The sequence below is a fragment of the Pauljensenia sp. C0170B5 genome, assembly GCF_056590195.1.
In genome coordinates, this window is sequence record NZ_JBWPVR010000001.1 from 709,484 (window position 1) to 722,548 (window position 13,065).

The following is a 13,065-nucleotide window of genomic DNA, read 5'->3' on the forward strand; positions in this document are numbered from 1 at the left end:
CACTAGAGATATGAAATCGCGTTCGCGTGTCGCGTCCAACACAGTGCGCACAATCCTTCTGTTTGCCGTCCTGTGGGCGGTGCTCCTCGGTATTGGTGCGATTTTGGCGCATACAACCGGGTCGATGGTGTGGCTGTGGGTGATGGGCGGCGTATCGCTGATCGGTACGTTCTTCACCTACTGGAACTCGGCGTCCTTGGCGCTGCGCCAGATGAATGCCGAGCCTATGGATCAAAGTATGTATCCGGAGGTTTACCGCATTGTCGAGGATCTGAGCCGGCAGGCCGATCAGCCAATGCCGACACTGTGGATTGCGCCGACGATGGCGCCTAACGCGTTTGCAACGGGACGTAACCCGAAAAATGCTGCGGTGTGCGTGACCGCCGGTATCCTCGATCTGCTCAATGAGCGTGAGCTGCGCGGTGTGATCGGGCATGAGCTGTCTCATGTGTACAACCGTGACATTCTGATTACTGCAATCGCCTCGTCCCTGGCGGGCATCATGGCAATTGCTGGGCGCTCTCTGCTGTGGATGGGAGGCGGCAGCCGTCGTAACCGTGACGGTGGGGGAGCGGCCGGACTGATATTGTCACTGGTCGCCGCGATTGTTGCGCCGCTGATCGGCATGCTCATCCAGCTGGCGATTTCGCGCACGCGTGAGTACGAGGCGGATCACGACGGCGCGATTTTGTCGCACGATCCCCTTGCTTTAGCGTCGGCGTTGAAGAAGCTTGAGGTGGGCACCAGCCGCGTGCCACTTGAGCGTACACCGGAGCACCAGGGAGCAGCCCAGATGATGATTGCGAATCCGTTCAGTGGGGAATCGGTGCGCTCGCTCATGTCCACGCACCCGCCGATGGAAGAGCGGATCCGCCGCTTGGAGGAACTGGCCGGCTATTAGGCCGAACATCGGCTCCTCTCTCATTTTCCCATCTGTCGATTAGGACGCGAATGCGAGCTCCCTGCGCACGCACTCTCTGATTTTCCCAACTGTCGATCAGAAGACGCCAGGCTGCACCTTCCCTGCCAGCCTTGTCAGGCTGATACGTGGGAAATCCCTATTTTCCTGCAGTTTTACCTTGCAGTGAGGGAAGCAATCAGTGCTCGCATAGGTGAAGCTGCCTCCAGGTTGACAGTTGGGGACAGGAGAGTGGGGTGCTTCAGATATGGGCGAGGACGCCCGCACTGCCTCCAGATCGACAGTTGGGGACAAGGCAGAGGGGGTGAAGGCCGCTATCTGACGGCGGTGATCCTACCGATAGTTCACGAACTGCAACGCGCAGTCGATCTTCTGGCCCGCTTCACCTCTGAGCAGTGCGATGACTTCCTGCAGGGAATCGCGCGACTTTGACGAAACGCGAACCTCATCTCCCTGGATCTGTGCCTTCACGCCCTTCGGGCCTTCGTCGCGAATCAGCTTTGTAATCTTCCTGGCATTGTCCTGGCTGATACCTTCGCGCAGGGGAGCGACCAGTCGATAGATTTTTCCGGACGGCTGAGGGTCACGATCCTTCAGATCCAGCGCCTTGAGTGAAACCTTGCGTTTGGTGAGCTTGGAGCGCAGCACGTCCACAATGGCTATCACGCGTTCGGGGGAGTTCGCTTCCATCACCACGGTATCGCCCGACAGCTCGATCGATGCGTCCACGTTACGGAAGTCGTAGCGTTGGGACACCTCCCTCGCCGCCTGATTGACAGCGTTATCCACTTCCTGGCGGTCGAGTTTGGAGACAATGTCGAATGATGAATCAGCCATGGGAATCCCTTCCTATCAGCGTCTGGCTATGAGTGTGCTCGATATCTCGCATTTGAGCGGGTCAAAACCGGTGATCCGATTGGCGCTCACGCTTGTATTTTTGTTATTCTTTCACGGCACCGATGATTGGTGTCAATGGCGGGGTGCCCGAGCGGCCAAAGGGAGCTGACTGTAAATCAGCCGCGGAATGCTTCGGGGGTTCGAATCCCTCCCCCGCCACTGGACTGAATGCCACAAGTGCTTCGCTCTCGAGGTGCTCAGTTCTGCGACGTGAGGATGCTCTCAGGCCTGGAGATTGCTTCGAGCATGAGTGTCAGGCTAGAGTTTCTCTCGTTGCCCCGATAGCTCAGTCGGCAGAGCGTCTCCATGGTAAGGAGAAGGTCAAGGGTTCGATTCCCTTTCGGGGCTCTGGTTTGCGGCCTCGCAGTCGCGACCTACCACGGCGGGGTAGCTCAGCTGGTTAGAGCGCACGACTCATAATCGTGAGGTCGCGGGTTCGAGTCCCGCCCCCGCTACCGTGACCTCCCGGTCTCCGGCGATAATCTCAGAACCTCAAGTGAAGGAAAGATCGTGGCAAGCAAGTCTCAGGACGTTCGCCCCAAGATCACTCTGGCGTGCTCGGAGTGCAAGGAACGTAACTACATCACCAGGAAGAATCGTCGCAATACGCCTGACCGCCTCGAGCTGGCCAAGTATTGCCCGCGTTGCCGCAAGTCGACGACGCACCGCGAAACTCGGTGACGTTCCAGCGACGCCTCGCAACTGTCATGCCCCCGGAGCTGTTCAACAGCCCGGGGGTTTATGCACGCTGCGTTTCCGCCGCCCCGGCGCACTAGATAGCCACGCACGGCACTTATTCGATCGGCACAATATGGCCACAGGGAAGGCTGTCATGAGCCTGTCACGCAGAGATCTGCCCCAATCGCGGATACGTCGTGCCGTCATTGCTGACGCCGCTATGTTCTTTTTCATGGGCTTTGCCAGTTCCTCGTGGGTGTCTCGCTTGCCGGCAGTGCGTGATTCTCTGAACCTCAGCCCGACTCAGATCGGCGCAATGCTCCTCATCGGCTCTATCGGGTCACTGGTGGCGCTTCCCTCCTCAGGCCCGGTAGTCGGGGCGATTGGGCCGCGTATGAGCGGCCGCCTCGCGGGTGTGCTGTGGGCTGTGGGTATGGGCTGCGTGGTGGCATCTATCCACGTGGGGTCGCTCGATTTGTTGTCACTGAGCCTCATCTTCGTGTCGATGGGGATGTCGTTGACAGGGTCAACAATTAACACTGCAGGCGGACTAATCGAAGTCGCCCTCGGCCACCCAATCCTGGATCGATTCCACGCGATGTTCTCGATCGGCACAGTCACCGGCGCACTTTCAGGTGCCGCAATGGCGAGGGCGGCCGTCCACGTCACCTATCACCTGCTGGGAGTGATCGTCTTTGGCCTGACCTGCGTCGCAGTCGCAACCGCGTTCCTGCTCACCGAGGACGATGTGCTCGCCCAATCTGTGAGCGACGGCGCTCCCAAGCGTCGCCGGATATTTGGAAGCGGCGGATCAACGGCCCGTACGCGAAAGGCGTGGGGCGAAAAACGCACGCTGTTGATCGGCCTGATGGTGTTGTCCTCGGGATTGCTGGAGGGGTCAGCAAATAATTGGCTTGCACTGGCGATGGTTGATGGGTACGACATGACGGCGGCGCAAGGTTCTGCGGTACTGTCCGGTTTCCTCGCCACGGTGGTGGTCGTCAGACTCAGTGCGGCGTGGCTGCGTCGGCACTGGCCACCTGATGTTTTATTGCGTGGCATGCTGATCGCCGCATGTCCCGGACTGGTCCTGGTCGGTTTCGCACCCGTGTGGGGTATTGCGATGATTGGCGTGGTGTTGTGGGCATTCGGCGCCGCCCTGGTGTATCCCACCGGTGCTTCTGCCCTGTCCCACGACCCGTCGATGACAGCTGCGCGCCTGTCGGTGCTGTCCACCATCAATTACGGCGCATTCCTGATCGGTCCGCCTGTGCTCGGCTTGCTCGCCTCGCATATCGGGTACCACCGTGCTCTGACGTGTCTGGTTGTTCCGGTTGCGGTTGGTGCGTGGCTGACACGCTACCTGCGCCCTGAGTCAGACAGCTAGGATGTCCTACGTGAGCGAACAGGGGAAGAACCGACCATCGATCAACGCCGAGGAGCATAGGCGCCCGCGCGCCCGTACGCATGCCCCCCGCCTGTCTGACATGACGACCTTTCGTGTCGGCGGTCCGGTGGCCACCCTCGTTGAGCCTTGCACTGAAGACGCCTTCATTGATGCGGTGCGCCGCGCCGACGATGAACACAGCCCTGACCGCCTCCTGATTTTGGGCGGCGGATCGAACATCCTGGCTGACGATGCACCGTTTGATGGAACGGTGATTCGTGACGCTCGCGCAAGCCTTGAAACAGATGTCACCTGGACCCCCTCGGAGCCATCTGCGCCGCAGAGCTCACCTGTCATCGTGACGGCTGCATCTGGCGTGGCGTGGGACGCCCTCGTCAATGAGAGTGTGAAGCGGGGGCTGTCGGGCCTGGAAGCACTGTCAGGAATCCCCGGAACGGTTGGGGCGGCACCTGTGCAGAACATCGGAGCGTACGGCGGCGAAGTTGCCCACACACTGCTCCACATAGGCGCGTGGGATCGCCTTGAGCAGCGCCGCGTCGAGTTGACCCACGATGACCTTGAGCTCGGCTATCGTTCATCCATTCTGAAGCAGTCGCGTCTGACACCTCGCATGGACGGCTCGCAGTGGGGGCCTACCGGGCGCTGGGTCGTCCTAGATGTCACGCTGCAGCTCACACACTCGCACATGTCTGCACCCGTCGCGTATTCCCAGCTCGCGCGCGCATTGGACGTTCCAATTGGACAGCAGGTCGAGACGAATCGCGTACGCAGCGAGGTCCTGCGCCTGCGTGCCTCCAAGGGCATGGTGATTGACGAGGGGGACCATGACACGTGGTCGGCCGGATCGTTCTTCACGAACCCGATTCTTGATGCCGATGAGGCGGAGCGGCTGTTGCCACCTGAGGCTCCGCGATTTGACGCTGGGCGGGGCCTGGTCAAGACATCGGCAGCGTGGCTGATCGACCGTGCGGGTTTTGGAAAAGGGTTTGCGCTGTCTGACGAGTGTGAACCGTGCGGTGGCCACAGTTCGGCGCGCGCTTCACTGTCCACTAAGCACGTCCTGGCGCTGACTAACCGAGGAGGAGCCTGCGCACAGGATATCCGTGATCTGGCGCGGGCGGTGCGCGCAGGGGTGAAGGGAAGTTTTGGCGTGACGCTTGTGCCAGAACCCGTTGTCCTGGGAGAGCAAATTTAACAGCGGTACGGCTCAGCCAGCTGGACCAATGTTCGTGCTGCTCCGCGCGATTCAAGCATCTGACCGTGACCGTAGATGGGCAAAATGACTCGGCGATGCGCGCCTGGAAGCGTAGTGGGAGGGACGTTCTCATCCCACGTCGCCTCAATCTGAGTGATCCGTGCGTTCAGGTCAGTGCGTGAGGCCAGGGGGCGAATGGCGGGGGAGCCGGGGGAGAGTTCACGCAAACTCGGGATCGGCAACAGGCGTGCGATCGGTGCTCCGTCGAAGGGCGTCGCAAAGGTGATGAGGTGCCGAATACGCCATCCCTCGGGACCGGCCATGATCGCTTTGGCCACCAGTCCGCCTTTGGAATGCGAATAGAGCAGCACATGAGTGAGGTTTTCTCGCGCAAGGTAGCGCTCGGCCATCTGAGCAATCGTGTCAATCGGGCGGCGCATAGCGCGCACGCCTTCCAGGATTCGTGCGTCCCACCCGGCGTCGGCCAGCGCGCGCGCCCACGGGTCGAGATAGTGGCGCGACTCCCAGATGCCGGGAATCCCGATGGCGACTGGCCGCGCCGCGCAGTCAGGCGTTGCTGTGCTCGCGGCGAGCGTCGCAGGTGTGTGTGCGCTCGCGGCAGGCTGAGTGGACGTACCCGCGTCTGTGGCAGGCTGGGCGAGCGCGCTACTTGTTACGGTTATCGGCGAGGGTGACTGCGGGCCGGCCGATGGTGAGGCTGCCGAATCATCCGAACCGTTCTGACTGCCGGACGAATCACCGGCCGCCGAAAGCGTGTCGCATACGACAGATGTCATGAGCTGGAGGCGACGGCGCGCAGCGCCCACTAAATCGTTGGCAGCGACGGCCAGGCGCTGCGGAATTGGCGGTATCGTGACCCACGAAGGTACCTCTTGGCGCAACGTCTCCGCAGGGGCGAACCAGTGCCACAGCGGCCACTGCCGAACCGATTCAGCAGCATTCTCGTGTTCGTTCATCTCACGGCTCATTGGCCAACCACCGATCAATCTGCGCGTTCCAGATGCGCCTGCGGTCAAATGACACCAGGGAGGCGCGGATCGACTGACGGGCCAGTTCCGCAAGCTGCTCGTCGCTCAGACCGAAAACATCTCGAGCAGCCTCGTATTGAGCCAACAGGCGCGAGTGGAACAGCAACGGGTCGTCGGCGCTCAAGGCGATTGTGGCGCCGGCCGTCATCAAGTCAGGCAAAGGGACGTGCGCAATGTCTGGATACACCCCGAGGTGCACGTTAGACGTGGGACATACTTCCAACGCAATGCCGTCATCGACCAGGCGCTTGAGCAGGTCCGGATCCTCCGCGCTCCTGACACCGTGTCCCAGCCGGGTCGGGGAGAGCGCTGCTAGGACTTCACGCACCGATGAGGCTCCCAGCAGCTCGCCTCCATGCGGAACCGACGCAAGACCAGCGTCACGCGCAATGTTGAAGGCAGCACCGAACTGCGCGGTTGAGCCCACCCGCTCGTCGTTGGACAGACCGAATCCCACGACGGTGCCCGGCTCCCTGCCAGCGTACTGAGATGCCAGGCGGGCGAGGGTGCGTGCATCTAAGGGGTGGCGGATACGAGAGGCAGCGACCACGATGCTGACATCCACACCAGTTGCTTCGCTGGATGCGCGCGCCTCGTCCAGAATGATTTCGAGGGCGGGAGTGATGCCGCCGACCCACGGTGCATACGACGTGGGATCAACCTGCATTTCCAGATGCACAGAGCCTTCCGCCGCGTCATCCTCGGCAGCCTCACGCACGAGGCGGCGCATAACATCCTCGGTGCGAACTAACACGCGGGCTGCATCGTAGGCGCGCTGGAAGCGGAACCATCCGCGCGCATCTGCCGGGACCGTGAGCGGATCCATGTCCAGCAAATGAGGCGGCAGTCGGACGCCTTTTTCCACAGCGAGTTCGACCAGAGTGCGCGGTCGCATCGCGCCGGTGAAGTGCAGATGCAGCTGTGCCTTGGGCAATGTGGCCAGGGGCCGCCGGCCGGGGGGCGTGGGCGCCGCCTTCGTCAATATGGGCTGGTCACTGGGACTGGGTGAAGCAATCGGACGCAGCGGCATCGGCGGGGGCATGCTGTGAGAATGTTCAGGCATCAGCACCATTATCGGCAGCCGGCCGGCGCGCGTCCATCCACAAGGCGATATCCCGCATCAGGCCGGGACCTTCAGGCTCGTTCAGTACTTCGTGGTATGCGCCGTCGATGACGCGTAGGTGCGCGTCGGGGGTGTGCGTGCCCCATGCCAGTGACAGTCGAGCATTGCGCACGAATTCCTCTGACCCACTCGGGCGAGCAAGATGGTCATGTGAGCCGTGGATGACCAGGGTGGGCACGCTGAGTGAATCGGCTCGTGCGATCGTGTGGTCGCCCTGAACGCACATCGTCAGAGCAGTGATCAGCGGGACGGGTCCATGGAAATTGAGCGGATCGTTTTCGTAGTCGTCCACCACGTCAGGGTCGCGCGAGACGCCGCCCGCATCAAGCTTCGCTGTGGGCAATCCGGGGGCGACGCGAGCCAGTGTCAGCATGGAGCGAGCTACCTTGGCAGTGATCGGCGCGGCGGGACGAAATGCCGGACCGGTCAGCACCATGCCGGCAACATGATCCGGATCGATGAGGACAGATGCAGCGGTGATAATGCCGCCCATGGAATGACCCAACACAAATAGCTGCGACGTGCGCGAATTGGCGAGGGCGTCTGCGCGCGCTGCGCGGTGCTCTGTAATGAGACGGCCGACATCGACTTGAGCACGTGGACCATCTGCACTTCCGTGTCCGCTCAGATCGAATGTCACTGCGTCGTAGCCATCGTGATTGAGAGAATCGACGAGGCGCCTGTAGCGGCCTTGATGCTCGGCGTATCCGTGGCAGATCAAGACGGTGCCGTGAGGCTGGGGATCGGATGTGTGATGGGTGAACAACTGCATACCACTATTGTGCCTGTTAAAAGGCGCTGATGAGCGCTTATCAGCGCCAAAAGGGCAGAATTGGTGGTGCGACCGCAACAGCAAATGGTCAGGTGCGGGCATGCTGAGACTGAGATGGAATTCGCCGATGCTGAAGCAGAAACAACGCTCGCCGATGCTGAACCAGCGATCAGCCTCGCCCAGGCAGAAAGTGAGTCTTAGTCGCGGTCAGCCAGGAGCTTTTGAATACGGCCAACGCCTTCTGCCAGATCATCGTCGGAAAGCGCGTACGACAGGCGAATAAAGCCGCTGGGGCCAAAGGCCTCACCCGGCACTACCGCGACCTCAGCTTCCTTCAAGATGAAGTCGGCGAGTTCAGCGGACGTGGTGCACGTGGTGCCGCAAATGGAGGTGTTCAATAGTCCCTCCACCGATGGGTACGCGTAGAAGGCGCCCTTCGGTGTGGGTACGGTCAATCCTTCGATTTCACTGAGCATGTCGATCATCGTGCGTCGGCGGCGGTCAAACGCCTGGCGCATACGCTCCACGTCCTCCAGGCCACCCTCGAGCGCGGTTTTGGCAGCCCACTGGGCAACGTTGTTGACGTTGGAGGTTAAGTGAGACTGGAAAGATGTGGCCGCCTTGACCATGTCCTGCGGGCCAACCATCCAGCCCACACGCCAGCCGGTCATCGCGTATGTCTTTGCGACGCCGTTAAGGACGAGGGTCTGGTCAGCCAGTTCGGGAACCAGCTTGACAACGTGAGCAGTCTGGGCGCCGTCGTACAGCAGATGCTCGTAGATCTCATCGGTGATGACCCAGATACCGTGCTCCAGTGCCCACTGGCCGATTTGGCGAGTCTCCTCGGGTGTGTACACCGTGCCTGTCGGGTTCGAGGGGGAACAGTGCAGCAATGCCACAGTCTTGTCGGTGCGTGCCTCTTCGAGCTGGTCAACGGTGACTTTGTAATCCTGGTCAGCACCGGCAAAAACGGGAACCGTGGTGCCTCCGGCAAGTTTGATGGCCTCCGGGTAGGTCGTCCAGTAGGGGGTTGGCAGGAGAACTTCATCACCGGGATCGAGGACAGCTGCGAACGCCTCGAACACGGCCTGCTTGCCGCCGTTGGTGACCAGAATCTGGCTGGGGTCGACCTCGTAGCCCGAGTCGCGCAGCGTCTTGGCTGCGATTGCCTCGCGCAATTCCGGCAGACCTGAGGCTGGGCTGTAACGATGCATCCGAGGATCGTGGCAGGCTTTGGCGGCTGCTTCGACGATCTGGTTGGGGGTCGGGAAGTCAGGTTCGCCGGCGCCGAAACCAATGACGGGGACGCCCTGAGCCTTGAGAGCTTTCGCCTTGGCATCCACGGCTAAAGTCGCTGATGGTGTGATGGAACGAAGACGCGCTGAGGCGCGGTGAGCAGTTTGGTTCGACATGTCTCTATCGTTGCACGATTGGAGGCCGTGCGGAAGAAAATTCCTAGGAATGGACGCGCTATGATCAGGGGTGCTGGTGCGGACGGTGGAAGCCAAAATCGCAGATCTGTGATTTTCTACATGCGGCGTGAAGTTGTACACTGGCGCGTTAACGCCCTAAACTAGCGGGGCGGGTCATGGGCGTCAGCCTGTGACAAGCGGTGAAGGGCAGTGGCGCAATTAGGTAGCGCACCGGTCTCCAAAACCGGCGGTTGTGGGTTCGATTCCCGCCTGCCCTGCTACATTGTAGATATCGGCCTACACGACAAGGAGAGGTTCTGTGAGCGACAGTCGCGCACTTGGCGGACCCGACAATGACGGTCTGCCCGACGTGCCGGACAAGCCGAGCGCTCCTGTGCGTCGTGACCGCACGAAGATTGCACCGACTCCGAGCCGTGAGAAGTCGACGCATGAGGAAGGCGAAAAGCGTGGACTGTTCTCCCGCATTCGCCTGTTCATCAGCCAGGTCATCGCTGAGATGAAGAAGGTGACGTATCCGACTCGCAACGAAACATGGACGTACTTCGTTGTCGTGATCGTCTTCGTCACCGCTGTGATGGCATACACAGGACTTTTAGACCTGATATTCGGTAAGCTAAACGCATTGATATTCGGCTGAACCCGATTGACCCGCCGGCAGGAACCTGCAGGCGGGTTTCTTCTACGGTTCGTCAACCACTGCTGACAAGCCCACGCGCGTTGGCTCTGAAGGAGGACACGTGAGCGACCACATTGAAAACGCACCAGATGCGGATGAGACTACCGCTGTAAACGATACGCACGTCGACGCTGATTCTGCCCCTCAGTTCGTCTCTGCATCCGAATCTGTATCGGAGGGCAGCGGCGCGCAGAAAGCTGATGGCGCCGAGACAGCTGATGGCGTCGAGACAGCTGACTCCACCCTCGCGCAGGAAGAAACTGCAGCTGTGATTGAGTCAGTTGCTGCCACCGAGCACGGTGGATCCGATGCTGATGCGGCTGTAGCTGAGGCGCCCGCTCATGATGAGGTGCCTGCTAAGGATCAGCCACCCTCGGAAATTGGCGACGCTGAAGCAAGCGAGCAGCCGGGCGATGCGGACACTGAATCCGCGGCTGACGAAATCGAAGACCCCATCGAAGTTCTGCGTGGCGAGCTGCGCCTTCTGCCAGGCGACTGGTACGTCATCCACACGTATTCCGGCCACGAGCGCAAGGTCAAGGCTAACCTTGAACAGCGCATCACCAGCCAGAACATGGAGGACTACATCTACCGCGTTGAGGTTCCCGACGAATATGTCATGGAATTCCGCGGCTCTCAGAAGAAGCGTGTGCGTCGTGTGCGCATCCCCGGATACGTCCTGGTGTGCATGGACTTCACTGACGCGTCATACCGAGTTGTCAAGGAAACGCCAGCCGTGACCGGCTTCGTTGGTGATCAGCACAATCCGATGCCTCTGTCTGAAGATGAGGTTGTCATGATGCTCACCCCGAACGTCATGGAAGAGGCCGCTCAGGAAAACAAGACTGGCCCGGCTCCGGTTCAGGAACTCAAGGTCAGCTACGAGGTGGGCGAAGTTGTCACAGTGGTGGACGGACCGTTCGAAACGATGAACGCCGTAATCTCCGAGATCATGCCCGAGACCCAGAAGCTGAAAGTTCTGGTCACGATTTTCGAGCGCGAAACGCCTCTGGAACTCAACTTCGATCAGGTTCAAAAGATCGACGACTAGTCACCGCGGCGCAGGGGCGGACACGCCCGCCCAGGTGTTGCGCACAGCTTAGTGAGTGATGTCGCGCACGAGAACTTGGGATCAAGGTATCTGACGCGATATCATCGCTGTTTGTGCGTCTGCATTTGCGTGTAGGACGCGCAGGCGGATCGGCAACCGTCGGTTCGCTTCGAATCACCAATGAAAGACCCGTAACTTATATGGCACCAAAGAAGAAGGTCACCGGCCTGATCAAGCTGCAGATCCCTGCCGGTGCTGCAACTCCGGCTCCGCCAGTTGGCCCGGCACTGAGCCAGCACGGCGTGAACATCGTGGAGTTCACCAAGGCGTACAACGCTGCAACCGAATCTCAGCGCGGCAATATCGTCCCTGTTGAGATCACCGTCTATGAAGACCGTACGTTCACGTTCGTTCTCAAGACGCCTCCGGCTGCACAGATGATCAAGAAGGCGGCTGGCGTGGACAAGGGCTCACCGACGCCTCACACCACCAAGGTGGCAAACCTGACCAAAGATCAGGTTCGCGAGATCGCTGAGACCAAGATGCAGGACCTCAACGCCAACGACATCGAAGCCGCGATCAAGATCATTGCCGGCACCGCCCGTTCCATGGGCATCACCGTCAGCGACTGATACGTCACCAAACCAATCTTTGTGGAAGGGCAAGCGCTTGCCCGAACACACCACACCTGCAAGGAGATAGCAGAATGACAAAGCGCTCGAAGAGCTACCGGGCCGCCGCGGAGAAGATCCACGCCGGTGAGGTATACGAACCTCTTGAAGCCATGAAACTGGCAAAAGAAACCACTGTCACCAAGTTTGACGCCACCGTTGAGGTGATGTTCCGACTGGGTGTCGATCCCCGTAAAGCAGACCAGATGGTCCGCGGAACCGTTTCCCTGCCGCACGGCACTGGCAAGACCTCACGGGTCTTGGTCTTCGCTGTGGGCCCGCGCGCGCAGGAAGCGATCGACGCCGGAGCTGACGAGGTCGGCGGCGACGAACTGATTGAGAAGGTCCAGAAGGGCTACACCGATTTTGATGTGGCCGTCGCAACCCCTGACATGATGGGCAAGGTTGGCCGTCTGGGTCGCGTCCTCGGTCCTCGTGGCCTCATGCCGAACCCGAAGACCGGAACGGTCACGATGGAAGTTGGCAAGGCTGTCAAGGAGATCAAGGGTGGCCGTATCGAGTTCCGTGTGGACAAGCACGCGAACCTGGCGTTCATCATCGGCAAGGCATCCTTCACTGCTGAGCAGCTGACGGAAAACTACGCCGCTGCCCTCGATGAAGTCCTGCGTCTGAAGCCGTCCTCCTCCAAGGGCCGCTACATCACGAAGGCCACCGTTTCAACGACGATGGGCCCTGGCATCCCGTTGGATCCGACCAAGACGCGCGATCTGCTCGGCACTGACGACTGATTGTTCGATGCCTGACGGCATTGATTCTCGGTGCTTCGGCGATCGGTTGCAGAGATGACCGGTTGGGTTGATGACCAGGCGGATTGATGCCTGAGCGATCCTCGACGAGGGTGCCGCAGCGCCCGCGTCACGTCGCAATCTTGATAAATGGGGGTGGGTTCGCACGCGTGTGCGAACCCACCCCCATTGTGTGCCGTCATCGATGAGCCCTGTCTTGAATGCGCGGCCCCTTTCTAGCACGCCGTCTCCAGCGCATGGCATTTTGACCTGAGCCGACTTCAGCAAATGGCGACTCTCTAGTGGAACGTCTTCGTTGCGTGCCACCTTTTCCGCGTCCGGTCTCATCCGCATTTCGTCTTACTCTCGGCAGCGAGTAGAGACACCTTTGCAACCGACGTTGCACGGACTCGAAATCCTCACCACTGACCACCAAGTGATCGTGGA

Annotated in this window: 13 protein-coding genes and 4 tRNA genes; 12 read left to right on the forward strand and 5 right to left on the reverse strand. The window is 60.4% G+C overall.

The window, feature by feature from the left end; genetic code table 11:
* Positions 1-10: 10 nt before the first annotated feature.
* Positions 11-901, forward strand: a complete 891-nt coding sequence (locus AC1EJZ_RS03165) for a M48 family metalloprotease (RefSeq protein ID WP_480293934.1) — start codon at positions 11-13, stop codon at positions 899-901.
* A 351-nt stretch (positions 902-1,252) separates the two neighbouring features.
* Here the strand turns inward: AC1EJZ_RS03165 and AC1EJZ_RS03170 are convergent, their stop codons facing one another.
* Positions 1,253-1,756, reverse strand: coding sequence for a YajQ family cyclic di-GMP-binding protein (locus tag AC1EJZ_RS03170; protein ID WP_480293935.1), 504 nt, complete (start codon positions 1,754-1,756; stop codon positions 1,253-1,255).
* 137 nt (positions 1,757-1,893) lie between these two features.
* Between AC1EJZ_RS03170 and AC1EJZ_RS03175 the strand changes: the two genes are divergently transcribed.
* From AC1EJZ_RS03175 to AC1EJZ_RS03200, 6 genes are all read left to right on the forward strand, one after another.
* Positions 1,894-1,975: transfer RNA gene (locus AC1EJZ_RS03175), tRNA-Tyr, on the forward strand.
* A 116-nt stretch (positions 1,976-2,091) separates the two neighbouring features.
* A tRNA-Thr gene (locus AC1EJZ_RS03180) sits at positions 2,092-2,164 on the forward strand.
* Between the two features lie 33 nt (positions 2,165-2,197).
* Positions 2,198-2,271 (forward strand) — tRNA-Met (locus AC1EJZ_RS03185).
* Positions 2,272-2,326: 55 nt separating this feature from the next.
* The gene (gene rpmG / locus AC1EJZ_RS03190; RefSeq protein WP_074026201.1) at positions 2,327-2,497 is read left to right on the forward strand and encodes a 50S ribosomal protein L33; all 171 of its coding nucleotides are present in this window, start codon (positions 2,327-2,329) and stop codon (positions 2,495-2,497) included.
* 151 nt (positions 2,498-2,648) lie between these two features.
* The gene (locus tag AC1EJZ_RS03195) at positions 2,649-3,881 is read left to right on the forward strand and encodes an MFS transporter (RefSeq protein WP_480293936.1); all 1,233 of its coding nucleotides are present in this window, start codon (positions 2,649-2,651) and stop codon (positions 3,879-3,881) included.
* A 1-nt stretch (position 3,882) separates the two neighbouring features.
* Positions 3,883-5,097, forward strand: a complete 1,215-nt coding sequence (locus AC1EJZ_RS03200) for a UDP-N-acetylmuramate dehydrogenase (RefSeq protein ID WP_480293937.1) — start codon at positions 3,883-3,885, stop codon at positions 5,095-5,097.
* Here AC1EJZ_RS03200 and AC1EJZ_RS03205 read toward each other — a convergent pair.
* From AC1EJZ_RS03205 to AC1EJZ_RS03220, 4 genes are all read right to left on the reverse strand, one after another.
* The gene (locus tag AC1EJZ_RS03205) at positions 5,094-6,074 is read right to left on the reverse strand and encodes an esterase/lipase family protein (RefSeq protein ID WP_058237185.1); all 981 of its coding nucleotides are present in this window, start codon (positions 6,072-6,074) and stop codon (positions 5,094-5,096) included. The genes AC1EJZ_RS03200 and AC1EJZ_RS03205 overlap by 4 nt on opposite strands.
* A gap of 1 nt (position 6,075) precedes the next feature.
* The gene (locus tag AC1EJZ_RS03210) at positions 6,076-7,176 is read right to left on the reverse strand and encodes an adenosine deaminase (protein WP_480293954.1); all 1,101 of its coding nucleotides are present in this window, start codon (positions 7,174-7,176) and stop codon (positions 6,076-6,078) included.
* 25 nt (positions 7,177-7,201) lie between these two features.
* Positions 7,202-8,041, reverse strand: a complete 840-nt coding sequence (locus AC1EJZ_RS03215) for an alpha/beta hydrolase (protein ID WP_058237184.1) — start codon at positions 8,039-8,041, stop codon at positions 7,202-7,204.
* Between the two features lie 197 nt (positions 8,042-8,238).
* Positions 8,239-9,453 (reverse strand): pyridoxal phosphate-dependent aminotransferase, encoded by a 1,215-nt coding sequence (locus tag AC1EJZ_RS03220; RefSeq protein ID WP_480293938.1) that lies wholly within the window; start codon positions 9,451-9,453, stop codon positions 8,239-8,241.
* A 204-nt stretch (positions 9,454-9,657) separates the two neighbouring features.
* Between AC1EJZ_RS03220 and AC1EJZ_RS03225 the strand changes: the two genes are divergently transcribed.
* From AC1EJZ_RS03225 to rplA, 5 genes are all read left to right on the forward strand, one after another.
* Positions 9,658-9,731 (forward strand) — tRNA-Trp (locus tag AC1EJZ_RS03225).
* An 83-nt stretch (positions 9,732-9,814) separates the two neighbouring features.
* Positions 9,815-10,111 (forward strand): preprotein translocase subunit SecE, encoded by a 297-nt coding sequence (gene secE, locus AC1EJZ_RS03230; RefSeq protein ID WP_480293955.1) that lies wholly within the window; start codon positions 9,815-9,817, stop codon positions 10,109-10,111.
* Positions 10,112-10,211: 100 nt separating this feature from the next.
* Positions 10,212-11,201 (forward strand): transcription termination/antitermination protein NusG, encoded by a 990-nt coding sequence (gene nusG / locus AC1EJZ_RS03235; protein WP_480289473.1) that lies wholly within the window; start codon positions 10,212-10,214, stop codon positions 11,199-11,201.
* Between the two features lie 200 nt (positions 11,202-11,401).
* Complete coding sequence (gene rplK, locus AC1EJZ_RS03240) at positions 11,402-11,833, forward strand: 50S ribosomal protein L11 (RefSeq protein ID WP_058237182.1); 432 nt, start codon at positions 11,402-11,404, stop codon at positions 11,831-11,833.
* A gap of 74 nt (positions 11,834-11,907) precedes the next feature.
* Entirely contained in the window at positions 11,908-12,621 is a 714-nt protein-coding gene (rplA, locus tag AC1EJZ_RS03245; protein WP_058237181.1) for a 50S ribosomal protein L1, read from the forward strand.
* Positions 12,622-13,065 lie beyond the last annotated feature (444 nt).

Coding starts and splice junctions, on each gene's coding strand:
- AC1EJZ_RS03165 (WP_480293934.1), top strand. CDS start 11: ATGAAATCGCGTTCGCGTGTCGCGTCCAACACAGTGCGCACAATCCTT.
- AC1EJZ_RS03170 (WP_480293935.1), bottom strand. CDS start 1,756: ATGGCTGATTCATCATTCGACATTGTCTCCAAACTCGACCGCCAGGAA.
- AC1EJZ_RS03195 (WP_480293936.1), top strand. CDS start 2,649: ATGAGCCTGTCACGCAGAGATCTGCCCCAATCGCGGATACGTCGTGCC.
- AC1EJZ_RS03200 (WP_480293937.1), top strand. CDS start 3,883: ATGTCCTACGTGAGCGAACAGGGGAAGAACCGACCATCGATCAACGCC.
- AC1EJZ_RS03205 (WP_058237185.1), bottom strand. CDS start 6,074: ATGAACGAACACGAGAATGCTGCTGAATCGGTTCGGCAGTGGCCGCTG.
- AC1EJZ_RS03210 (WP_480293954.1), bottom strand. CDS start 7,176: ATGCCGCTGCGTCCGATTGCTTCACCCAGTCCCAGTGACCAGCCCATA.
- AC1EJZ_RS03215 (WP_058237184.1), bottom strand. CDS start 8,041: ATGCAGTTGTTCACCCATCACACATCCGATCCCCAGCCTCACGGCACC.
- AC1EJZ_RS03220 (WP_480293938.1), bottom strand. CDS start 9,453: ATGTCGAACCAAACTGCTCACCGCGCCTCAGCGCGTCTTCGTTCCATC.
- rplK (WP_058237182.1), top strand. CDS start 11,402: ATGGCACCAAAGAAGAAGGTCACCGGCCTGATCAAGCTGCAGATCCCT.
- rplA (WP_058237181.1), top strand. CDS start 11,908: ATGACAAAGCGCTCGAAGAGCTACCGGGCCGCCGCGGAGAAGATCCAC.